17 protein-coding genes are annotated in these 21740 nt (G+C 71.6%); 15 read left to right on the top strand and 2 right to left on the bottom strand.

The genetic code is table 11. The features are described from left to right. Nucleotides 1-82 precede the first annotated feature (82 nt). The 3 genes from ACMXN5_RS45135 to ACMXN5_RS45145 are packed head-to-tail and all read left to right on the top strand — an operon-like array spanning nucleotide 83 to nucleotide 3188. A complete protein-coding gene (locus tag ACMXN5_RS45135) occupies nucleotides 83-1150 on the top strand; it encodes a tartrate dehydrogenase (protein ID WP_439680680.1) in 1068 nt (355 codons plus the stop codon). Continuing rightward, nucleotides 1147-2061 (top strand): alpha/beta fold hydrolase, encoded by a 915-nt coding sequence (locus tag ACMXN5_RS45140; RefSeq protein ID WP_439680681.1) that lies wholly within the window; start codon nucleotides 1147-1149, stop codon nucleotides 2059-2061. The genes ACMXN5_RS45135 and ACMXN5_RS45140 overlap by 4 nt, the downstream gene beginning before the upstream one ends. Beyond that, the gene (locus ACMXN5_RS45145) at nucleotides 2058-3188 is read left to right on the top strand and encodes a M20 family metallopeptidase (RefSeq protein ID WP_439680682.1); all 1131 of its coding nucleotides are present in this window, start codon (nucleotides 2058-2060) and stop codon (nucleotides 3186-3188) included. Before ACMXN5_RS45140 ends, ACMXN5_RS45145 begins: the two co-directional genes overlap by 4 nt. Nucleotides 3189-3222: 34 nt before the next feature. Here the strand turns inward: ACMXN5_RS45145 and ACMXN5_RS45150 are convergent, their stop codons facing one another. Further along, nucleotides 3223-3993: a TetR/AcrR family transcriptional regulator gene (locus tag ACMXN5_RS45150; RefSeq protein WP_439680683.1), complete on the bottom strand. Its 771-nt coding sequence runs from the start codon at nucleotides 3991-3993 to the stop codon at nucleotides 3223-3225. Between the two features lie 189 nt (nucleotides 3994-4182). Here ACMXN5_RS45150 and ACMXN5_RS45155 point away from each other — a divergent pair, with 189 nt between their 5' ends. From ACMXN5_RS45155 to ACMXN5_RS45185, 7 genes are all read left to right on the top strand, one after another. Next, nucleotides 4183-5904 (top strand): peptide ABC transporter substrate-binding protein, encoded by a 1722-nt coding sequence (locus ACMXN5_RS45155; RefSeq protein WP_439680684.1) that lies wholly within the window; start codon nucleotides 4183-4185, stop codon nucleotides 5902-5904. 31 nt (nucleotides 5905-5935) lie between these two features. Continuing rightward, a complete protein-coding gene (locus ACMXN5_RS45160) occupies nucleotides 5936-6904 on the top strand; it encodes an ABC transporter permease (RefSeq protein WP_439680685.1) in 969 nt (322 codons plus the stop codon). After that, nucleotides 6901-7848 (top strand): ABC transporter permease, encoded by a 948-nt coding sequence (locus ACMXN5_RS45165; RefSeq protein ID WP_439680686.1) that lies wholly within the window; start codon nucleotides 6901-6903, stop codon nucleotides 7846-7848. The genes ACMXN5_RS45160 and ACMXN5_RS45165 overlap by 4 nt, the downstream gene beginning before the upstream one ends. Next, nucleotides 7848-8894: an ABC transporter ATP-binding protein gene (locus ACMXN5_RS45170; RefSeq protein ID WP_439680687.1), complete on the top strand. Its 1047-nt coding sequence runs from the start codon at nucleotides 7848-7850 to the stop codon at nucleotides 8892-8894. The genes ACMXN5_RS45165 and ACMXN5_RS45170 overlap by 1 nt, the downstream gene beginning before the upstream one ends. Further along, entirely contained in the window at nucleotides 8891-9919 is a 1029-nt protein-coding gene (locus tag ACMXN5_RS45175; RefSeq protein ID WP_439680688.1) for an ABC transporter ATP-binding protein, read from the top strand. Before ACMXN5_RS45170 ends, ACMXN5_RS45175 begins: the two co-directional genes overlap by 4 nt. Next, nucleotides 9916-11793, top strand: coding sequence for a S9 family peptidase (locus ACMXN5_RS45180; protein ID WP_439680689.1), 1878 nt, complete (start codon nucleotides 9916-9918; stop codon nucleotides 11791-11793). Before ACMXN5_RS45175 ends, ACMXN5_RS45180 begins: the two co-directional genes overlap by 4 nt. Before the next feature lie 98 nt (nucleotides 11794-11891). After that, nucleotides 11892-13043 (top strand): glycerate kinase, encoded by a 1152-nt coding sequence (locus ACMXN5_RS45185; RefSeq protein WP_439681422.1) that lies wholly within the window; start codon nucleotides 11892-11894, stop codon nucleotides 13041-13043. A 14-nt stretch (nucleotides 13044-13057) separates the two neighbouring features. Here the strand turns inward: ACMXN5_RS45185 and ACMXN5_RS45190 are convergent, their stop codons facing one another. Further along, entirely contained in the window at nucleotides 13058-13954 is an 897-nt protein-coding gene (locus tag ACMXN5_RS45190; protein WP_395798517.1) for a LysR family transcriptional regulator, read from the bottom strand. A gap of 95 nt (nucleotides 13955-14049) precedes the next feature. On the opposite strand from ACMXN5_RS45190, the gene ACMXN5_RS45195 reads away from it, so the two are divergent. The 5 genes from ACMXN5_RS45195 (at nucleotide 14050) to ACMXN5_RS45215 (ending at nucleotide 21738) form a co-directional block, all read left to right on the top strand. Further along, nucleotides 14050-15159, top strand: coding sequence for an LLM class flavin-dependent oxidoreductase (locus ACMXN5_RS45195; protein WP_439680690.1), 1110 nt, complete (start codon nucleotides 14050-14052; stop codon nucleotides 15157-15159). 64 nt (nucleotides 15160-15223) lie between these two features. After that, entirely contained in the window at nucleotides 15224-16084 is an 861-nt protein-coding gene (locus ACMXN5_RS45200) for a class I SAM-dependent methyltransferase (protein WP_439680691.1), read from the top strand. A gap of 37 nt (nucleotides 16085-16121) precedes the next feature. Further along, a complete protein-coding gene (locus ACMXN5_RS45205) occupies nucleotides 16122-16919 on the top strand; it encodes a thymidylate synthase (RefSeq protein ID WP_439680692.1) in 798 nt (265 codons plus the stop codon). Nucleotides 16920-17041: 122 nt separating this feature from the next. Beyond that, the gene (locus tag ACMXN5_RS45210; protein WP_439680693.1) at nucleotides 17042-18625 is read left to right on the top strand and encodes an outer membrane protein assembly factor BamB family protein; all 1584 of its coding nucleotides are present in this window, start codon (nucleotides 17042-17044) and stop codon (nucleotides 18623-18625) included. Continuing rightward, on the top strand, nucleotides 18622-21738 hold the full coding sequence (locus ACMXN5_RS45215) for an LpqB family beta-propeller domain-containing protein (RefSeq protein ID WP_439680694.1): 3117 nt from the start codon (nucleotides 18622-18624) through the stop codon (nucleotides 21736-21738). The genes ACMXN5_RS45210 and ACMXN5_RS45215 overlap by 4 nt, the downstream gene beginning before the upstream one ends. The last annotated feature ends 2 nt before the right edge of the window (nucleotides 21739-21740 follow it).

Raw genomic sequence — 21740 nt, forward strand, 5'->3', positions numbered from 1 at the left:
GCGTGCCGTGCGAACCTCTAGCAATTCATCGTGGCTATCTCATAGGCTAGGTGCATTGCTAGTGAGGGTGATGGGAGTTCGTATGCGTACATATCGGATCGCGGCGATACCCGGTGACGGCATCGGTCGGGAGACCGTGGCGGCTGCTCGGCGCGTTCTCGACGTGTTGTCCGCGACGCACGGGTTCGAACTGTTGTGGACGGAGTACCCCTGGGGCTGCGCGTTCCATGCCGAGACCGGTGCGATGATGCCGAGCGACGGGATCGAGCAGCTGAGCGCCGCCGACGCGATCCTGCTCGGGGCGGTCGGCACGCCGGAGGTTCCCGATCACGTGTCCCTGTGGGGGCTGCTGATCCCCATCAGGCGCGAGTTCGACCAGTTCGTCTCGCTGCGCCCGGTGCGCTCGCTGCCCGGGATCCGTGGGCCGCTGCGCGACGAACGACCGTTCGACCTGGTCGTGGTGCGGGAGAACACCGAGGGCGAGTACGGCGAGGTCGGTGGCCGGCTGTACCGGGGCCGCCCCCACGAACTCGCCGTGCAGGAAGCCGTGTTCACCCGTATGGGCGTCGAGCGCATCGCCCGCTACGCGTTCGGGCTCGCCCGTACCCGCTCGGGCCGGGTGGCCTCCGCGACCAAGTCGAACGGCATCGTGCACACCATGCCGTTCTGGGACGAGGTGGTGGCCGAGGTCGCCGCCGACTTCCCCGACGTCGAGCTGACCTCGTACCACGTCGACGCCCTCGCCGCGCTGCTCGTCCTGGACCCCACCCGCTTCGACGTGATCGTCGCCTCCAACCTGTTCGGCGACATCCTCAGCGACCTGACCGCCGCCCTCGCCGGGAGCATCGGCGTCGCCCCCTGCGGCAACATCGACCCCACCGGCCGCCACCCCTCGATGTTCGAGCCCATCCACGGCTCCGCGCCGGACATCGTCGGCACCGGATCGGCCGACCCGATCGGCCAGATCCGGTCCGGCGCGCTGATGCTGGAGCACCTCGGCGAGAAGGAGGCGGCCGACCGCCTCGTCCGGGCCCTGGATCGGGTCGTCGCCGCCGGCACCGTCACCCCCGACCTCGGCGGCACACTGTCGACGGACGAGGTGTGCGACGCCTTCATCGAGGAACTGCGCCGCTCCGGGACGGCCGCATGACCACGTACCACCCGCCGCCCGGCCTGCGTCGCGTGCGGTCCTCCCGCGACGGCGTGCGGATCAACGCCCTCGTCGGCGGCGACGGCCCTCCGATCCTGCTGCTCCACGGCTACCCGCAGACCTCGGCCATGTGGCACCGGGTCGCCCCGGAGCTGATCGCGGCCGGCCACACCGTCGTGCTGGCGGACCTGCGCGGCTACGGGGACAGCGACAAACCCGCCGACACGCCCTCCCATACGCCCTACAGCAAGCGGGTCATGGCCGCCGACCAGGTCGCGCTGATGCAGTGCCTGGGCTTCGCGCGCTTCGCGGTCGCCGGCCACGACCGGGGCGCCCGCGTCGCCCACCGGATGGCGCTCGATTCGCCCGAGCGGGTGCGGTGCGTCGCCGTGCTGGACGTGGTGCCGACGCTGCACATGTTCGACAACGTCGATCGGGCGATGGCTTCCACCTACTTCCACTGGTTCTTCCTCGCGCTGGAGTCCGACCTGCCCGAGCGGCTGATCCTCGCGGACACCGACGCCTGGCTGCGCAGCCGCTTCGCCGGTCGGCACGCGGGCGGTGCGCCGTTCGACGAGGCGGCGATGGCCGAATACGCGCGCTGCTTCGACCCGGACACGGTGCGCGCGTCGTGTGCCGACTACCGGGCCGCGGCCGGCGTCGACCTGGTGCACGACCGCCGGGACCGCGAACGCGGCCGGGTGATCGAGGCTCCGCTGCTCGCGCTGTGGGGGACGAAGAGCTACGTGGGGCGCTCCTTCGACGTGCCGGGCGTCTGGCGGTCGTATGCGCGCCACGTCGACGCGGCGCCGATCGAGGCCGACCACTACCTGTGCGAGGAAGCGTCCCACGAGGTGGCGCGGGCCCTGACGTCGTTCTGCCGGCCCACCGAATCGGGAGGCACCCGTTGAGCACCACCTCCCACGACGTCGACGCCGCGCGCTCCCTGGACCGACTGCGCCAACTGGTCGAACTGGAGACGCCGTCCGGCCACGCCCCGGGGTTGGACCCGCTGTACGAATTGCTGGCCTCGTGGTCGAGCGGCCTGCTGGGCCGGGCCGAACGAGTGGTCAGCGACGGGGTGCCGCACCTGTACGTGCACGAGCGGGTCCGCGACCCGGCGCGGGCCCCGGTGCTGCTGCTCGGCCACGCCGACACGGTGTGGCCGCTGGGCACCCTCGCCGAGCGTCCGTTCACCGCGGTGGACGGGCGGGCGACCGGGCCCGGGGTGTTCGACATGAAGGCGGGTCTGGTCACGGCGCTGGACGCGCTGGAGCTGACGGGAGGCGCCGACGACGTGCGGATGCTGGTCACCGGCGACGAGGAGCGCGGCTCGCCCACCTCGCGCGCGCTGGTCGAGGCGGCGGCGGCCGACTGCCGGGCGGTACTGGTCCTCGAACCCGGTCAGGACGGGGCCCTGAAGACCGCCCGCAAGGGTGTGGCGCTGTATCGCCTGGCCGTACGCGGGCGCGCGGCCCATGCCGGACTGGAACCGGAGTCGGGGGTCAACGCCCTGGTGGAGTTGGCGCACCAGGTGCTGGCGATCGACGCCCTCGGCGACACCGGGCGCGGTACGACCGTCACCCCCACCGTCGGCTCGGCCGGGACCACGACCAACACCGTGCCCGAGTCGGCCCATGTCGAGATCGACGTACGGGCCTGGGAGCGGCGGGAGTTGGAACGCGTCGAGCGGGCGCTGAGCGCACTGTGCGCGCGGTTGCCCGAGGCCCGGGTCGAACTGGCGGGAGGCATCAACCGCCCCCCGCTGGAACGCGGCATGTCCGTAGACCTGTTGTCGGCCGCCCGCAGCCTGGCCCGCGAGCAGGGGCTCGCCGCACTCGGGGAGGCCCGGGTCGGCGGCGCCTCCGACGGTAACTTCACCGCCGGACTGGGCATTCCCACCCTGGACGGCCTCGGACCCGCCGGCGCCGGCGCGCACGCCCGACACGAGTGGGTGGACCTGGATTCCCTCCCGGAGCGCGCGAGGCTGGTGGCCGGACTGATCCGGGCGCCGGCGGTCACCGCGACCGCCGGCTGACACAGGGCACACCGGTCGCCCCGCCCGGGTCGGCTCATTCCTCCGCGTCGGGCGCGGCCCCCTCCTTCGCGGCCCTCGCCTCCCGGGCCTGTGCCGCACGCGCCTCGATCGCGTCGAGGAACAGGTCCACGGCGGTGTCGAAGACCCGGGGGTCGCCGATGTCCCGAAGCTCCCCGCTCATCGCGGCGATGCGCGGATACTTCTCGGCCGGCAGCCTGCGGTATTCCAACTGCCAGGCCAGCGTGTCGCCGTCGCGGGTCTCCGGGTCCAGGACGAGCATGCCCGCCTCCATGCTCGCCAGCGAGCGCACCACGTTGCCGAACACGCGCAGGTACATGGCCGCGTCCTCCTCGTCGAGGCCGGCGCGCAACAGCGCGTCCAAGGCGAACTCGACGTTGGCGAACTCGGTGGGCCTGCGGGTCGTGCGCGCGGCCATCTGCACGGCGAACTGGGGGTAGCGCATCAGGTGTTCGTGTACATAGCGGGCCAGTGTGCGCAGATCCTCGCGCCAGGAGTCGGTCGCCTCCAGACGGCCGCCGTAGGAGCGCGCCCGGAGGTCGTCGATCAGCTCCAGGACCAACTGGTCCTTGTCGCGGAAGTGCCGATACAGCGACGTCGGGTGGGCGTTCACCTCCTTGGCGAGCGACTGGAAGGTGAAGGCGTCCAGCCCGTCCCGGGCGGCGACCCGCTCGGCGGCCTCCAGGATCACCTGGCGGCTGAGGGTGTCCCGGGGCAGTCGACGGCGCCTGGGGCCGGTGGTTTTCGCCGGCGCACCGGAGGGTTCCTCGGCGTTCGGGGCACTCATGTGCGGGGTTCCTTCCCGGTAGTCGGCGCCGGTGGGCGCCCTTGTTCCGAGCCTGGCGGAGCCATGGCCACATTTCAAGTCAATCTCATCGGCTAACTCCTAGCCTATGTGTATTGCTATGCCGTTCACGTCTCCTTACCCTTGATCCTCGAGTCCCGGGGACATCCCGTACAGGGAAGGTCGAACACCATGATTCCTGAACGAACCGGCCATCGGCCGCCCAGAGCCCGAAGGCTGCGCAACCCCGTGGCCGGTGCCCTCGCCGCCTTGACCGTGCTCGTGGCGACCGCGTGCACCTCCGGTGCGCCGGCGCTGGCGCCGGGGACCAACTCCATCCGCGACGTCCCCGTCAAGGACGGCGGAAGCCTGGTCATCGGCGCCGAACAGGAGCCGGACTGCGCCGACTGGATCTCCACCTGCGCCGGCTCCATCTGGGGCACCTACCTCATGCAGGCGCAGACCATCCCGCAGGTCTTCACCGTCGTACAGCGGGGCAGGGACTGGGTGCCCGTCGCCTCCCCGCTGATGGCCGGCACGCCCACCACCGAGGTGGCGGACGGGCGCCAGACGATCACCTACACGCTCAACCCCGCCGCGGTCTGGTCCGACGGGCAACCCATCACCTCGGCCGACCTGAAGTACACCGCGCTGCAGATCCGCGACGGCAAGGACGTCTTCACCCAGACCGGCTACGACCTCATCGACACGATCGCCACCCCGGACGCGCGCACCACGATCGTCACCCTCAAGTCCCCCTACGCCAACTGGCGACAGCTGTTCGGCGCCGAGTACGGCGTACTGCCCGCCCACCTCCTGGAGGGCAAGGACCGCAACGAGGTGATGAAGAACGGCTACGGCTTCAGCGGCGGGCCGTGGAAGATCGCCTCCTGGATCAGGGGCACCTCCGTCACCCTGGTCCCCAACGAGCGCTACTGGGGCCCCAAACCCCACCTGAACAAGGTGACGTTCCAGTTCACCACCGACACCGCCGCGGAGTTCCAGGCATTCGCCAGCGGCCAGCTCGACGCCCTGTACCCGACGCCGCAACTCGACGTGCTCTCCCAGATCAACTCGCTCGGCGGCAGCGCCGACATGCAGGTGGAGACCCGTACCGGCAACCTCCAGGCGCTGTGGATGAACAACGCCGCGTTCCCGTTCGACTCCAAGGCGGTGCGCGAGGCGTTCGCCTACTCCATCGACCGCGCCGCGATCGTGCGCAAACTCTTCGGCTCGCTGGGCGTGACCGCGCCCGCGCAGAGCTTCCTGTCCCCGCTGGTGTCCGCGTTCGCCGCCGAGGACTTCGCCGTCTATCGGCGCGACCTCACCCGGGTCGGACAGATCATGACCGCCGCCGGGTGGGCGAAGAACGGCGACGGCATCTGGGCCAAGGACGGCCGCGCCGCACAGTTCACGATCGTCTCCCTCGCCGGCAACCAGAGCCGCGAACTCACCGAGCAGATCCTGCAATCGCAACTGCGTCAGGCCGGATTCAAGATGACCATCAAGAACACCAGCGCCGCGAACCTGTTCGGCAAGGTCGCTCCGGCCGGGGACTTCCAACTCGGACTGTGGAACCTGACCGACACCTTCCCCGAACCCACCCTGGACGCCAGCTTCGGCTCGGCATCCATCCCCGGCGACGCCAACGGCAACTCGGGCATCAACTTCGTCCGCGCGAACATCCCCGGCCTGGACGCGCTGCTCGGCCGGGTCGGCAGCGACGTCGACGAGGCGTCCCGGCTGGAGGCGTCCCGCCGGAGCGAGAAGCTGCTCGCCGAATCCGTGCCGTCGCTGCCGCTCGGGGCCGTGCCCAACATCCTGCTGACCGGCAAGAAGGTCGGCGGCCCGATCAGCATCAACCCCGTCCAGGGCCCGTTCTGGAACCTCGCCGAATGGGGACTGGCGAAATGACCGGCGTCCGACCCCTCGCCGAGGACATCCCATGCTGAGATACACCCTGCGCCGCCTGGCCTACTCGCTGCCCGTGCTGGTGGTCGCCTCGTACATCCTGTTCTGGGCCGTGCGGGCGACCTTCGACCCGCTCGCCAAACTGCGCCAGTCCACCGACCCGGGCGCCGTGCGTCGCCAGACCGAACTGCTCGGACTGGACCGCTCCGTGCCCGAGCAGTACCTGCTGTGGATGAAGGCCTTCGTCACCGGCGACTGGGGCACCAGCACCCGGACCAGCGGATCCGTCAAGCCGATGATCGGCTCCGCGCTCGAAGTCACCCTGCAACTGATGTTCTGGGGCGTGCTGTTCGCCGCCGTGATCGCCCTCGCCATCGGGATCTACTCCGCGGCGCGCCAGTATTCGGCCGGGGACTACGTGCTCACCGGGCTGTCCTACGTCGGCATTGCGATGCCCGCCTTCTGGCTCGGCCTGGTGCTCATCCAGGTCCTGGCGGTGTGGCCCAGGCAGCAGTTCGGCCTGAGCGAACCCCCGCTGTACTTCGTCGGACTGCACTCGGTCGGGGAGAGCGGGGTCAACCTCGACTACTTCCGTCACCTGGCGCTTCCCGTCGTCACCCTGACCATCGGACTGGTCGCCAGTTGGTCGCGGTTCAGCCGCGCCTCGATGCTCGAAGCCCTCGGCAGCGACTACGTGCGCACCGCCCGGGCCAAGGGCGTTCCGCGCCGGCGCATCCTGTTCCGGCACGCGCTGCGCAACGCGCTCGCGCCCTTCGTCACCGTCGTGGCCCTGGACGCCGCCGTCCTGGTCGGCGGCCTGGTCGTCACCGAACAGATCTACGCGATCCCCGGCATGGGCCGACTCTTCCTCAGCTCGATCCTGGCCGGCGACGTGTTCGTACTGATCCCGTGGATGCTCGTGGTGGCCGTCGCCGTGATCGCCTTCAACCTGCTGGCGGACGTGGCCTACGCGCTCCTGGACCCGAGGGTAGCCCTGCGATGACCGACTCCGCCGCGGCCCGGATCGCCGCCTCCCGGACACCGACCGCCCCGACGCCGGCAGCGGGCGACTCCGCGCCGACCGTACCCGCGCGCACCGCGGACAAGCCCCGATACCGGATCGTCCTGGCCCGATTCCTGCGCCACCGCCTGGCCGTCGTCGGCCTGTTCATCCTGATCGCACTGGCGATCGCATGTTTCGGCGCCGACTGGATCGCCCCCTACGGGCACAACCACCAGGACCTCCTGCTGGGCGCCCGACAGCCGTCCTCAGGCCACTGGCTGGGCACCGACTCGCTCGGTCGCGACTACCTCAGCGAACTGCTGTTCGCCGGGCAGGTCTCGCTGGCGATCGGCATCTGCGTCGCGCTGCTGTCCACCGTCGTCGGCACCGCCGTCGGCGCGATCGCCGGATTCGCCGGCGGGTGGGCCGACGAGGTGATCATGCGGGTGACCGACCTGTTCCTGATCGTGCCCGCCATCGCCGTGCTGGCCCTGGCACTCCAGGCGGTGGGACCATCCCCGACGACCATCGTCCTGGTCCTGTCCGCCCTCGGCTGGACCATGATCGCCCGGGTGGTGCGCGCGCAGGTACTCACCCTGCGCAACAAGGAGTTCATCCAGGCCGCCCGGGTGATCGGCGCCTCGAACGCGCGGATCGTGGTGCGCCACCTGCTGCCCAACCTCACCGGCGTGATCGCCGTCAACGTGTCCCTGGCCGTCGCCTCGGCCATCATCCTCGAATCCACCACCAGCTTCCTCGGGTTCGGCATCCAACCGCCCCAGTCCAGCTGGGGCAACATGCTCAGCCAGGCCGCCGGACTGATCGGCACCTCGCAGGCCTACCTGCTGTACGTACCGGGCCTGGCGATCCTGATCACCGTGCTCGCCGTCAACTTCGTCGGCGACGGCCTGCGCGACGCCTTCGACCCCCAAGGAAGGCAGTGATGAACACCCAAGCGCCTCCCGCGACGAGCGGCGACCCGGCCGTGCCGGCGGCCGGCGACACGCCCCCCGTGCTGTCCGTGCGCGACCTGACCGTCACCTACCGGACCGACTCCGGGCCGGTGGTCGCGGTCGAACGCCTGTCCTTCGACGTGGCCTCCGGGGAGACCCTGGGCATCGTCGGCGAGTCCGGCTCGGGCAAGAGCGCCGCCACCATGGCGATCATGGGCCTGCTCCCGCGCAACGCCCGCGCCGAGGGATCGGTACGCCTGCACGGCCGGGAACTGCTCGACCTCTCCGACCGGGAACTGCGCCCGATCCGTGGCAAGCAGATCGCCGTGGTCTTCCAGGACGCGCTCGCCGCGCTCAACCCGATGATGACCATCGGCGCACAGGTCGCCGAGGCCGTCGGCGTACACGACGCGAGCCGGGATCGCCGGGCCCTGCGCGAACGCACCGTCGAGCTCCTCGACCTGGTCGGCATCGCCTCCCCGCGCGAGCGAGTGGATCGCTACCCGCACGAACTCTCCGGCGGCATGCGCCAACGCGTCATGATCGCGATGGCCATCGCCAACGAGCCCGCGCTGCTGATCGCCGACGAGCCGACCACGGCCCTGGACGTGACCGTGCAGGCCCAGGTCCTCGACGTGATCGAACGTGTCCAGGACCGCACCCACACCTCCGTCCTGCTGATCACCCACGACCTGGGGGTGGTCGCCGGCATCGCCGACCGGGTGATGGTCATGTACTGCGGCCGCAAACTCGAGGAAAGCCCGGTCGACCCGCTGTTCCACCACCCCGCCCACCCGTACACGATCGGCCTGCTCGGGTCGCTGCCGCGCATCGACCGGCGTGCCGAACGACTCTCGCAGATCCCCGGACGGCCCCCGCTGCCGAGCGAACGGCCCACCGGATGCCCGTTCCAGCCCCGCTGCGCGCACGCGGTGCCCTCGGTCTGCGGCGAGCCCGACGCGCCACTCCTGGCCGTCGACGCGACGCACACCACGGCCTGCGTGCGCCACCACGAGATCGGGAGCGTGAAGCGATGACCACGACCGCGGTGGACGTCACCGGACTGGTGGCCGAGTATCGCACCGGCCGCGGCCGCAACGCCGCCGTCGTACAGGCCGTCTCCGGCGTGGACTTCGCCATCCCGCGCGGGCGCACCCTGGGCCTGGTCGGCGAGACCGGCTGCGGCAAGAGCACCCTCGGTCGCTGCCTGGTGCGCCTGGTCACCCCCGCCGGCGGCCGGGTCCTGCTCGACGGCACCGACATCGCCACCGCGAACCGGCGGGCCCTGTCGGACCTGCGCCGCCGCGTGCAACTCGTCTTCCAGGACCCCTACTCCTCGCTCAACCCGCAGATGAGCGTGCAGGCCATCCTCGCCGAACCGCTGCGGATCCACGGCCTGCACCCCGGGCACGAACGCGAACGGGTGCACGAACTCCTCGACCTGGTCGGCCTCGACCCCGCGCACGCCCACCGCTTCCCGCACCAGTTCTCCGGCGGGCAGCGCCAGCGCATCGGGATCGCCCGGGCCCTGGCCGTGGAACCCGACGTACTGGTCCTGGACGAACCGGTGAGCGCACTGGACGTCAGCGTCCAGGCCGGAGTGGTGAACCTGTTGGAAGACCTCCAGGAACAGCTCGGGCTGACCTACCTGTTCATCGCCCACGACCTGTCCGTGGTCCGTCAGATCAGCGACGAGGTCGCGGTGATGTACCTCGGCCGAATCGTCGAACACGCGCCGGTGGACGCCCTGTTCGAGGCCGCGCGACACCCCTACACGCAGGCGCTGCTGTCCGCCGTGCCGATCCCGGACCCACGGATCCAGCGCGCCCGCAAGCGCATCGTGCTGGAGGGCGACATACCCAGTCCGCTGGCCCCGCCTTCCGGTTGCCGGTTCCGCACCCGCTGTTGGAAGGCACAGGGGATATGTGCGGAGGTGACCCCGCCGCTCGCCGAGTCGGGCGACGGACACCGTACGGCCTGCCACTTCCCCGAAGTCCTCCCGGGCATGGACCCCGCCGCGCCGCACTCGCACGCCGACACCCCCGAAAGGCCCGCCCCATGACCGCGTCCTGGCATCGTTTCTTCACCACCGACCGCGTCCTGTCCATGCGCCGGGGCCGGGGCGAGCGCGACCTGTGCCTGGTGGTCGAGGACACCGAGCAGGGCCAGACGCTCGCCCGCTGGGACGCCGAGCGAGGCATCGGCCTGCCGCTCCCGGGCGACTTCGGCGACCCGGGCGAGGCGGTGCTCGGCGCGGACGGCGAACGGGTGCTCAGCCTGCACGACGACAACGGCTCCGAGGTCGGACACGTGTGGGCCACCTCCCTGGACGGGACCGACCGCCGCGACCTGACCCCCGACCTCGCGCCCTACGCCCTGCGCGGCATCGACACCGCCCGGCACGGCGACGACGTCGTGATCACCGCCGCGGCCCCCGACGGCTTCAGCCTCTGGCACCTGCACGACCGCGGTACCCCCGCGCCCCGGCGGCTGTTCACCTCCCCGCACGAGGCGTGGAACGGCCTGATCTCCGCCGATGGGAGGATCGCGAGCATCGACACCACCGACCACAACCCCGGCGTGCGCCGTTTCGCCGTCACCGTCGTGGCGACCGACACGGGAGCGGTGCTCGGCCGGCTCACCGACGGGCCCGAGGCACCCGTGCGGGCGGTACGGTTCTCCCCGGTCGCGGGCGACGGCCGCCTGCTCGTGTCGACCGAGCGCACCGGCTTCGCCCGCCCGTGTGTCTGGGACCCCGCCGACGGCGGCCGGACAGACGTGGACGCTCCGGACCTGCACGGCGATCTGGTCGCGCTGGACTGGTCCGACGACGGCTCCCGGATCCTGCTCGCGCATGTCGACCGCGGCCTGCACCGGATCCTGGAATTCGACCTGTCCCGAAGGGAGTTGACCGCGATCGACCACCCGGACGGGGCGTACTTCGAGCCCGACGTCGCCGCGGCCCACCTGAACCAGTGGGCCTCGCACTACGCCGCCGACGGGCGCATCCGGCTGCTGCACCAGCGCTTCGACCAGCCCCTGACGGTCCGGTACGTGGACCGTGCGACGGGCGAGGTCGCCGCGGTCGATCCGGCCACGCCCCCGGTGCCGGGTGTGCGGGCCGACTCGGTCATCGTGTACTCCACCGACGGCACCCCCCTGCAACTGTGGGTGTGCCGGCCCCCGAACGCCGAGGGGCCGCTGCCGCTGGTGCTGAATCTGCACGGCGGTCCGAACCTCGTATCCGTCGACTCCTACAACCCGCAGGCACAGGCGTGGGTCGCCTCGGGGGTGGCGTACGCGTCGTTGAACTACCGGGGATCCGTCACCTTCGGCCGCCGGTTCCGCGAAGGCTTCATCGGCTCCATCGGCGACCGCGAACTGGAGGACATCGAGTCCGCGGTGCGCCGACTGGTGGCCGACCGCGTCGCCGACGCCGACCGGGTCTTCGTCACCGGCGCCTCCTACGGCGGTTTCCTGTCGCTGCTGTCCGTCGGCCGGTCGCCGAAGCTGTTCGCGGGGGCGATGGCCTTCGTGCCGATGGCCGACTGGGTGGGCGCGTACGAGGACATGAACCCGGCGCTGCGCGCGGCCTGGAAGGCGTTCTTCGGCGCCGACCCCGGCCTCGACCCGGACCGCTTCCGGCACTCGTCGCCGATCACCTATGTCGCGTCGGTGCGCGCACCCGTGTGCATCGTGCAGGCCACCCACGACACCCGAACCCCGCCCAGGCAGGCGTACGGGTACGCGAAGGCCCTCCAGGACGCGGGCGGCGACGTACGGCTGGACTGGTTCAGCGGCGGCCACGAGAGCAGCAGCCGTCGGCAGGAGGTGGACGACCAGCAACAGCTGATGGACCTGGTACAGGCCGCCCTGCGCGGCGAGCCCTGGTCGCGGGGCCCCGTCGAGCCGCCGACGGGGCGCCGCCTCGGATGACCGGGACCCGCTTCGTGCCGCGAACGCGTGACTCGGACGGCGACACCGACACCGACGCCGCGCCGGGCGCGCGGGCGCTCGGGGCGCGGGTGCCCCATGTGGTGCTCGCGCCGGACAAGTTCAAGGGCTCGCTCGGCGCGGCCGAGGTGGCCCGGCACCTCGCGGCCGGGCTGCGCCGGGCTCGCCCCGGCCTGTCGGTGGCCGAACTGCCCGTCGCGGACGGTGGCGAGGGCACCGTGGACGCGCTGGTCCGGCGCGGATTCCGGCGCCGGGTCGTCACTGTCGGCGGGCCCACCGGCCGGCCCGTCCGCGCCGCCTTCGCCCAACGCGGCTCCACGGCCGTGGTGGAACTCGCCCAGAGCTGCGGCCTGTCGCTGCTGCCCGACCACGTCCCGGCGCCGCTCACCGCGAGCAGTCGGGGAGCGGGCGAGGTGGTGCGGGCCGCGCTGGACGCCGGCGCGCGCACCGTCGTGCTGGGGCTGGGCGGCAGCGCCTGTACCGATGGGGGAGCGGGCCTGCTCGGCGCCTTGGGGGCCCGGTTCACCGCCGCCGACGGGCGGGCGATACCCGACGGCGGCGCGGGCCTGATCGGCCTGGCCGGTGCCGACCTGTCGGGCCTGGACGCGCGGTTGGCGGCCACCGAGTTCGTGGTGGCCGGCGACGTGGACGCGCCCCTGCTCGGGCCCGGCGGGGCCGCCGCCCTGTACGGCCCGCAGAAGGGTGCCGGCCCCGAGGACGTCGCCGTGCTGGAGGCCGGTCTCGGCCGACTGCTCGACGTCCTGACGGCGACCGTGGGTGCGCGTGCCGCGCGGATGGCGGCGCTGCCCGGCTCGGGAGCCGCCGGCGGCGCGGGCTTCGGGGCGCTGGTCGGCCTGGGCGCGCGGCGCCGCCCGGGCGTCGACCTGGTCCTGGACGCGGTGGGGATCGACCGGGAACTGCGCGCGGCGACCCTGGTCGTCACCGGCGAGGGCGCGATGGACGCACAAACCCTCCAGGGCAAGACCCCACTCGGCGTCGCCCGCCGTGCCGGCCTCGCCCGCGTCCCGGTCGTCGCCGTGTGCGGGCGGCTGAGCCTGACCCGCGAACAGGTCGTCGCGGCGGGGTTCCTGGCCGGCTACAGTCTGGGCAGCCTCGAACCCGACCCGGCCCGCTCGATCGCCGCGGCCGCCTCGCTGCTGCGCGCGATGGGGCAGGTGATCGCCCGCGAACACCTGCCCGACCCGCGGGCGGCGGCGACGGGCGCGGGGTAGGCGGTCCGATGCGATTATCCGGATCGGGTGATCGTGGCGGCAACCCGCACGGCGATCTCGATGGCCCGTGTCGCGAGGGGGGAGTGGGTGCGACCGGCCTGCCAGAGCAGGAAGATCTCGCGGGCCGGGAGCGCGGGTCGCAGTTCGTGCAGGCACAGCGTGTCGTCGGCGCGGACGTCGCCGCCGTGCACGACGAGTCGGGGGAGGATTGCCGAGCCCATGCCGGCGCGCACCATCGACAGCACACTTTCGTTGCCCGCGGTACGGAAGACGATCTGCGGCCGGACGCCGCGACGGGCGAGTTCCCGCTCCATCCGGGCCTGGTCGCAGATCGGCGGGTGCGCCACCATCGGCGCGCCGTCGAGGTGGGCCGGGCGTACCGGGCCGTCGGGGAAGGTGCCGCGGCGGGCCACGAGCACGTAGGGATCGTCGAGCAGTTTGAGGTGTTCGACGTCGCGGTCGCCGCGGCCGTCGAAGAACATCAGGTCGAGGTCGCGCAGTTGCGGCGTGTCGGCCTCCTCCTCGAACAGCCTGATGTCGCAGCCGGGGTGCTCGTCCCGCAGCGTGCGGACGATCGGGGGCAGGATCACGTTGGACACGCTCTGGAACGTGCCGATGTCGACCCGTCCGTCGCCGGCCTTGAAGCGGTCCACGGCGGCCGTCATCGCCCGAGCCTGCGCGAGCAGTGCGCGGGCGTGTTCCAGGACCACCGCGCCGAGCGGGGTGAGCCGCACCGCCTTCGGCCCGCCGGGCCGGTCGAACACGGCGCCCCCGACGACCTTCTCCAGGGCCGCGATCTGCTGACTCACCGTCGACTGGGTGTATCCGAGCCGCACGGCCGCCCGCCCGAACGAGCCCTCGTCGGCGACGGCGGCCATCGCGGCGAGATGCCGCAACTCCATGTCACGCATGGGCCTCACCCTAGCCGGTGAACATCGCCGAAGACGATCGAGTCGATCGAAAACCATCGCTTTTCGCGATGGAATCACCGGTCTAGCGTGGCCGCATGAGCGATCACGACACCCCTCGGATCACCCACGACGACAAGCCGATCGGGGCCCCTGACGCCGAGACCGGCGCGGACCGCGCCACCCCCATCGACCCGCCGACCCCGATCGCCGCGCGCCGGCCCCGTGCCGCCTCTCCCGCTGCCGCGCGGATGGGCACCGGGCCGTACGACTCCCGGTGTGCCGTCGCTCGGCCCGCGACCTTCCGGCCGCGAGCTGCCCGGTCCGCCGCAGGATGTGTGTCCGGCGACCACCCCGACTCCGCCCCCGCGGACCCCGGGCGACCGGCCGTGCCCGGGCTGCGCTCGGCGCTGTGGTTGCCGCTGTTCGACGAGTTGGCCGAACCGGCGGTGGTCGCCGGCCTCGCCGCCGACGCGGAGGCGGCCGGTTGGCACGGCCTGTTCGTCTGGGACCACCTGAGCTGGCGGTCGCCGATCCGCGACGTGGCCGACCCGTGGATCACACTGACCGCGATCGCCGCCGCCACCCACACCCTTCGGTTCGGCCCCATGGTCACCCCGCTCGCCCGCCGCCGGCCGACCAAGGTGGCCAGGGAAACCGCGACGCTCGACCGGCTCGGCGGCGGCCGCCTCACCCTCGGCGTCGGTCTCGGCAGCGACCGCTTCGCCGACGAACTGCGCGCCACCGGCGACGAAACCGACCCCGCGCGGCGCGGGCAGATGCTCGACGAGTCGCTGGAGATCCTCACCGCCGCGTGGTCCGGCGACCCGGTGCGGCACCACGGCCGGCACTACACCGTCGACGACATGACCTTCCTGCCCCGACCGGTGCAGCGGCCCGGCGTGCCGGTGTGGGCGGCCGGATTCCCCGGCAACGCCAAACCGCTGCGCCGCGCCGCCCGGTACGACGGCTTCTTCCCGATCAATCTCGACCACCCGGACCGACTCGCCGACATCGTCGCCACCCTCACCGACTTGCGCCCGCCGAGCACGACCCCGTACGACATCGCCGTAGCCCTCCCGCCCGGCACCGACCCGACCCCCTACGCCGACGCGGGCGCCACGTGGTGGCTGGCGGAGTTCGCACCGGACACCGTGTCGGTGGACCAGGTGCGAGGCGTACTCCACGACGGCCCGATACGGCCCTGAGGCACCGCCTCCCACGTGCCGACGAATACATCGAACCCCGTAACGAAAGAAGCCGGTGACAACCATGCCCGACCGGAACCGCCCCACCCGGGCAGCGCCCGACACCCGGCCGCCCACCGGTGCGCACCCGACCGGCGACACCAACCTCTTCGACTACGACGCCGAGCTGCGCCCGCACAACGACCACCTCCGCGCCGCCGCCCGCATCGGCCCCCGCGACCACGTCCTCGACATCGGCTGCGGCACGGGCCAGACCACGCGCGAGGCCGCCCGCGCCGCCGTCGCTGGCAGCGCGCTGGGCGTCGACGTCTCCGCCCGCATGCTCGACCGGGCCCGTCGGCTCAGCCACGACCAGGGACTGACCAACATCACCTACGAACAGGCCGACGCCCAGACCCATCGCTTCCCCCCGGCACACTTCGACACCTGCATCAGCAGATTCGGCACCATGTTCTTCGCCGACCCGGTCGCCGCCTTCACCAACATCGGCCGCGCCCTGCGCCCGGCCGCACGGCTGGTACTGCTCGTCTGGCAGGACCGCGACCACAACGAATGGGCCACCGCCATCCGCCGAACCCTCCCCGACACGACGCCCGCACCCACCGCACCCACCCCGCCCACCGGCGGCCCGGACGCCTTCTCCCTCGCCGACCCGGCCGTCACCGAACGTATCCTGACGGCCGCGGGCTTCACCGACGTCACCTTCACAGACGTACACGAACCCGTCTACTACGGCCCCGACAGCGCCACCGCCTTCGAGGCCGTCCGCCGTCTGAAGGAATTCGACGACCGACTCGCCGGCCTCGATCCCACCACCGCGGAGCAGGCCCGCACCCGCCTGCGCGCCACCCTGGCCGCCCACGACACCGGCACCGGCGTGTACTTCGACTCCCACGCCTGGCTCGTCACGGCCCACCGCCCCTGACATCGCGCCGCGCGGACGACCCATAGACTCGACGGCTGTGTCAGACACCCAGTACGAAGACCTGTTGCGCCTGGTACTCGACTCCGGGACGGCCAAAGCCGACCGGACGGGCACCGGCACCCGAAGTGTGTTCGGGCACCAACTGCGCTATGACCTCTCGCGGGGATTCCCGCTGGTCACGACCAAGAAGGTGCACCTCAAGTCGATCGTGTACGAACTCCTGTGGTTCCTGCGCGGCGACTCGAACGTCGGCTGGCTCCGGGAGCACGGCGTCACCATCTGGGACGAATGGGCCGACGCGAACGGCGACCTCGGACCCGTCTACGGCGTCCAGTGGCGCACCTGGCCCACGCCGGACGGCCGGCACATCGACCAGATCGCCGAGGTGCTCGACACCCTGCGCCGGGACCCCGACTCCCGCCGGATGATCGTCTCCGCCTGGAACGTCGGCGAGCTGGCGAACATGGCCCTCGCGCCGTGCCACGCCTTCTTCCAGTTCCACGTCGCCGACGGCCGGCTCTCCTGCCAGCTGTACCAGCGCAGCGCGGACCTGTTCCTCGGCGTCCCGTTCAACATCGCGAGCTACGCCCTGCTCACCCACATGGTGGCGCAGCAGGTCGACCTCGAACCGGGCGACTTCATCTGGACCGGCGGCGACTGCCACATCTACGACAACCACGTCGAGCAGGTGACCGAGCAGCTCTCCCGCACCCCGTTCGAGTTCCCCACACTGCGCCTGCGTCGAGCCGACTCCCTGTTCGACTACACCTACGCCGACGTGGAGGTGGTCGACTACCGCCATCACCCGGCCATCAAGGCCCCGGTCGCGATCTGACCGCGCCGCGACATAGCGCGGACCCCATCTCCCTTTCGGCATGGTTCACACGATGTCGGATGACGGAAACCTGAGGCGACTCGTGACTGGTGACTCGCCAGTGCCTCAGGACGGGAGTGGACGTGCCTGTGTTCAAGGGGAGAGGGCGCATCGCAGCGATGGTCGCCGTCGTGGCGCTGTTGTTGTCGGGCACCGGGGCCGCCGACGGCGCCGAGGAATCGTACGGTCGTCCGGGCGACTGGCCGACCTGGCAGGGGGATCGCACCGGTTCCCGGCACAACGCGGCGGAGTGGCGGATCAATGCGCACACCGCGGGCAAGCTGAACCCGAAGTGGGCGTTCGCCTATTCCAAGACCGGTTTCCCGGCGAAGAGCCAGCCCGCCGTGGTCGACCATTCGATCTACTTCGGCAGTCCCGATGGGAAGTTCCATGCCCTGAACGCCAAGTCCGGTGCCACGGAGTGGAGTTTCGACCTCAATACGGTCGACCCGAACGGCGTGGTCATCGACGGCCCGACGGTCGCGCGGGGCAAGGTCTTCTTCGGCGACAACCGGGGCTTCCTGTACGCACTGGACCGCAGGACCGGGCGGGTCGCCTGGGCTGAGAACACCGAACCGCACGCGGCCGGAATGCACACCAGTTCGCCCGTCTACCACAACGGCCGCATCTACGTCGGTGCGTCCAGTGGCGAGAACATCAACCCGGATCGCACCTATCCGTGCTGCACCTTCCGGGGCCACATCGACGCCTTCGACGCGGACACCGGCGAACTCGCCTGGCGCCACTACACGGTGCCCGAACCCCAGGCGGTGGGCACCTGGCCCAGCGGGGCGACCCGCTTCGAGCCGTCCGGCGCGGGTGTGTGGAGTTCGCCGATCATCGACCCGCGTACCGACACCCTGTACGTGGGCACCGGCCAGCTCTACTCCGGCACCACCGGCGACTTCGACTCGCTGCTCGCGCTCGACGCGCGCTCGGGCGCGGTGCGTTGGAAGCAGCAGGTGACCAAGGCCGACACCTGGCGACTGTTGTGCGGTTTCCCGGACAACGACGGGTACTGCCCGGGGCAACGCGACGGCACCGCACTGGACTTCGACATCGGCGCGACCCCGAATCTGTTCAGGGTCAACGGGCGCACCATGGTCGGCGTCGGCCAGAAGAGCGGCGTCTACCACACGTTCGACGCGCGCACCGGCGAGGTCAAGTGGCGCCGGCAACTGTCCGTGCCGATGCCCGGGGGCGGGCTCTCCGGGCTCCAGTGGGGGAGCAGCTACGACGGCAAGTCCCTGTACATGGCCACCTATCAGGCCAATCCCGGCACACTGTTCGCGTTGAACCCGGCCAATGGCGACGTGCGGTGGCAGACGCCCAATCCGGCCGACGGCTGCACCACGGGCGGTGCCGCGAAGTTCCCCAACGTGTGCCGGCTCGCGCATACCCCGGCCGTCAGCAGCACCCACGGACTGGTGTACGAGGGTAGCAACGACGGCAAGATGCGGATCTACGACGCTCGTGACGGCAAGGTCCTGTGGACCTTCGACACCATTCGCGACTTCGCCGGGGTCAACGGCCTCACCGGATTCGGCAGCGCGATCTCGGGCAATGGCGGCGCGGTGATCGCCGACGGCATGTTGTACGTCCAGTCCGGTTACTACCCCGGTTATCCGAGCGAGCACGGTACCGTGTTGCTCGCCTTCGGGCTGTGAGCCGCGCCATGCGGCGTCGACGCCTCCCCGGCGCGGCGCCGGTGTGCGCCCTGGCCGTCGTGTTGATCGCCGCCACCACCACCGCGGCGGCCGGGAGGTCGCAGGGGACCGATCCGGAGGCGGATACGACCGAGGTCACGGTCACCGAGGGCACCAACCTCGCCGTGGCGGCCGCCCCCGGAAACAGTCCGTTCGTCCTCGATCTCCAGGGGCAACTGTTCTCGCTGCCCCGCGAGGGCGGCACCGCGACGCCGATCGCCGACAAGCCGCTCGACCCGTTCCGGCCCGTGATGTCGCCGGACGGCAGGCGCGTGGCGGTGCAGTCCTTCGTCGACGGCATGTTCCACATCCGGATCGTCGGGGTCGACGGCCACGACTCGCGGCAGCTCACCTTCGGCGACCACGACGACGTGCATCCCGCGTGGTCCCCGGACGGCACCCGGATCGCGTTCGTGTCCGACCGCGCCGGCGGGCAGGACATCTGGACCGTGGATATGCGCGGCGGCGAACCGCGCCGGGTCACCACCACGCCGACCCAGGAGACCCAGCCCACGTGGTCGCCGGACGGTCGCGCCATCGCCTACGTCCAGGGCAACACGGTGGAGAGCGTCGACCTGGAGACCGGGACCGTACGCACCGTGATCCCGACCGCCGGCGCGTCGTTCGTCACCGCGCCGTCCTGGTCCCCGGACGGGCGCCGGATCGCGTTCGTGCGGGGCGACCGCTCCGGCGGCACATTGTCGGTCGCCGAGATCGAGACGGGAGCGATCCGCCGAGTGGGCGGGTACGACGACGTGTTCCCCTTCCCGGCGCAGTGGTTGTCCGCCGACGAACTCGCGTACGGCGCCAACGGCCGGCTCGCGGTCTCGCGCCTCGGCACCGGGAGGGACGGGACCACGACCGCCGGCGCCGGGGCCGACCGCAGCGCCGGGGCCGACCGCACCGTGCCGTTCTCCGCGACCTTCCGGCTGAAGAGGCCCCACTACCCGCCCAAGAAGCACGACTTCGACTCCCGCGCGCCGCGCACCGTGCGCGGCATCGTCGGCCCGGCGTTGTCCCCCGACGGCCGCTCGGTGGTGTTCAAGGCGCTCAACGACCTGTGGCTGCTGCCGATCGGCGGCCGGCCCCGACGGCTGACCCGGGACGCGTTCTACGAGGTCGACCCGGCCTGGTCGCGGGACGGGACCCGCATCGCCTACGCGTCCGACAAGGCCGGCACCGAGGACCTGTACGTCCTCGACCTCGCCGACGGTCGGGAAAGCCGGGTCACCAGCCTGCCCGGCACCGAGTTCGCCCCCGCCTGGTCCCCCGACGGCCACACCCTGGCCTTCCAGGACGAGGTCTACCGCACCCTGACCGTGGACACGACCACCGGCGCGGTCACCCCCGTGCTCGGCCCGGCCCTGCCGAACGTGCCCGGTCGCCCGAGCTGGTCGGCGGACGGCAGGACCCTGGCGCTGACCGTCAACGACGCCGAACGCAACCGGATCATGCTCGCCGACGTCGCATCGGGCGCCACCCGCATCGTCGACCCCGCCCCGCTCGGCTCGATCACCACCCGAGGCGACGACGGCCCGGTCTGGTCCCCGGACGGGCGCCGACTCGCCTTCACCATGGACGGCGCGATCCACGTGCTGCCGGTCGACCCGGCGGGCAATCCCACGGGTCCGGCCCGTCGCGTCACCCGGGACGGCGGCGACGCGCCGAGCTGGAGCGGCGACTCGCAAACGCTGCTGTACCTGCACAACGGCACACTGCGCACCACGACCCTGGATGCCGGCACCGCCGCCCCGGCGGATGCCGCCGAGGCCGAGGGGCGTACCCGTAACATCCCCGTGCAACTCACCTACACCCGCGACCGACCCGACACCCGCATGGTGATCCATGCCGGCCGGCTCTGGGACGGCCGCAGCCCGGACGTGCGCACCGACGTCGACATCGTGGTGGTGGGCAACCGGATCCGCGCCGTCGAACCCCATCGTGCGCATCGCCCCGGCAAGGACTGGCGGTTCGTCGACGCGAGCACGCTCACCGTCACCCCCGGCCTCACCGACATGCACAACCATCAGGAGATGCGCTCGAAGTCCTTCGGCGACCGCCAGGGCCGGCTGCTGCTGTCCTACGGCATCACCACCACCCGCTCGACCGGCGACCCGGCCTACCGCGCGCTGGAGGACCGCGAGTCGCTGGACTCCGGCGCCCGGCTCGGACCGAGGTTCTTCGCGACCGGCGAGATGCTCGAAGGCACCCGATTCAACTGGGAGTTCGCGCGCCCGGTGCGCGACGAACGGCAACTGGACCTGGAACTGTCCCGGGTGCGGGCGCTCGACTACGACCTGGTCAAGACCTACGAACGGTTCCGGGTGGACTGGCAGGCCCGGGTCACCGAGCAGGCACACCGCCTGGGCATCCCGACCACCTCGCACTACCTCTATCCCGCCGTCGGCATCGGTGTGGACATGAAGGAGCACCTGGCCGCACCCTCCAAGTGGGGGTTCGCGTTCGCCCGCGAATCCTCCCTCGGCAACGCCTACGAGGACGTCTTCAAGCTGGAGGCGGCCGGTGGGATGCCGGTCAGCTCCACGCTGTTCAGCTCCGGTTCGCTGCTCGCCGACGACCCGGGCATCGAGCAGGATCCGCGCGTGCGGGCGCTGTACCCCGCGCAGGAGCGCCGGGCGTTGCACGCCAAGGTGTTGTGCGCGCTGGGGCAGGGCCCGTGCGGTTTCCTGGACGGGACACCGGAGCAGGCGCGCCGCGACGTCGGTGTGGCCAAGCGGCTGATCGCCGCCGGTGGCACGGTACTTGCCGGCACCGACGCGCCGCTCGACTCCACCGCCGTCGCGCTGCATCTGAACCTGCGGGCCATGGTCACGTACGGCATGACCCCGTTCCAGGCCCTCCAGAGCGCGACCCTGCTGCCCGCGCAACAGCTCGGCGTGGCCGACGATCTGGGCAGCGTCGAACCGGGCAAGCTCGCCGATCTCGTGATCACCGGAGGTGACCCCTCCCACGACATCGCTGCCTTGGCGGACGTCCGCATGGTGGTGAAGAACGGCGAAGTGCACACCCCCGAGGACCTGATCCGCCCCTTCGCGGAACCGGCCCGCCCGTGACC

This window comes from Embleya australiensis, from assembly GCF_051903075.1.
GTDB lineage: Bacteria > Actinomycetota > Actinomycetes > Streptomycetales > Streptomycetaceae > Embleya.

Excerpts from the sequence above, each read along its gene's own strand:
- ACMXN5_RS45135 (WP_439680680.1), top strand. The coding sequence starts at position 83 with ATGCGTACATATCGGATCGCGGCGATACCCGGTGACGGCATCGGTCGG.
- ACMXN5_RS45140 (WP_439680681.1), top strand. The coding sequence starts at position 1,147 with ATGACCACGTACCACCCGCCGCCCGGCCTGCGTCGCGTGCGGTCCTCC.
- ACMXN5_RS45150 (WP_439680683.1), bottom strand. The coding sequence starts at position 3,993 with ATGAGTGCCCCGAACGCCGAGGAACCCTCCGGTGCGCCGGCGAAAACC.
- ACMXN5_RS45155 (WP_439680684.1), top strand. The coding sequence starts at position 4,183 with ATGATTCCTGAACGAACCGGCCATCGGCCGCCCAGAGCCCGAAGGCTG.
- ACMXN5_RS45160 (WP_439680685.1), top strand. The coding sequence starts at position 5,936 with ATGCTGAGATACACCCTGCGCCGCCTGGCCTACTCGCTGCCCGTGCTG.
- ACMXN5_RS45165 (WP_439680686.1), top strand. The coding sequence starts at position 6,901 with ATGACCGACTCCGCCGCGGCCCGGATCGCCGCCTCCCGGACACCGACC.
- ACMXN5_RS45170 (WP_439680687.1), top strand. The coding sequence starts at position 7,848 with ATGAACACCCAAGCGCCTCCCGCGACGAGCGGCGACCCGGCCGTGCCG.
- ACMXN5_RS45175 (WP_439680688.1), top strand. The coding sequence starts at position 8,891 with ATGACCACGACCGCGGTGGACGTCACCGGACTGGTGGCCGAGTATCGC.
- ACMXN5_RS45180 (WP_439680689.1), top strand. The coding sequence starts at position 9,916 with ATGACCGCGTCCTGGCATCGTTTCTTCACCACCGACCGCGTCCTGTCC.
- ACMXN5_RS45190 (WP_395798517.1), bottom strand. The coding sequence starts at position 13,954 with ATGCGTGACATGGAGTTGCGGCATCTCGCCGCGATGGCCGCCGTCGCC.
- ACMXN5_RS45195 (WP_439680690.1), top strand. The coding sequence starts at position 14,050 with ATGAGCGATCACGACACCCCTCGGATCACCCACGACGACAAGCCGATC.
- ACMXN5_RS45200 (WP_439680691.1), top strand. The coding sequence starts at position 15,224 with ATGCCCGACCGGAACCGCCCCACCCGGGCAGCGCCCGACACCCGGCCG.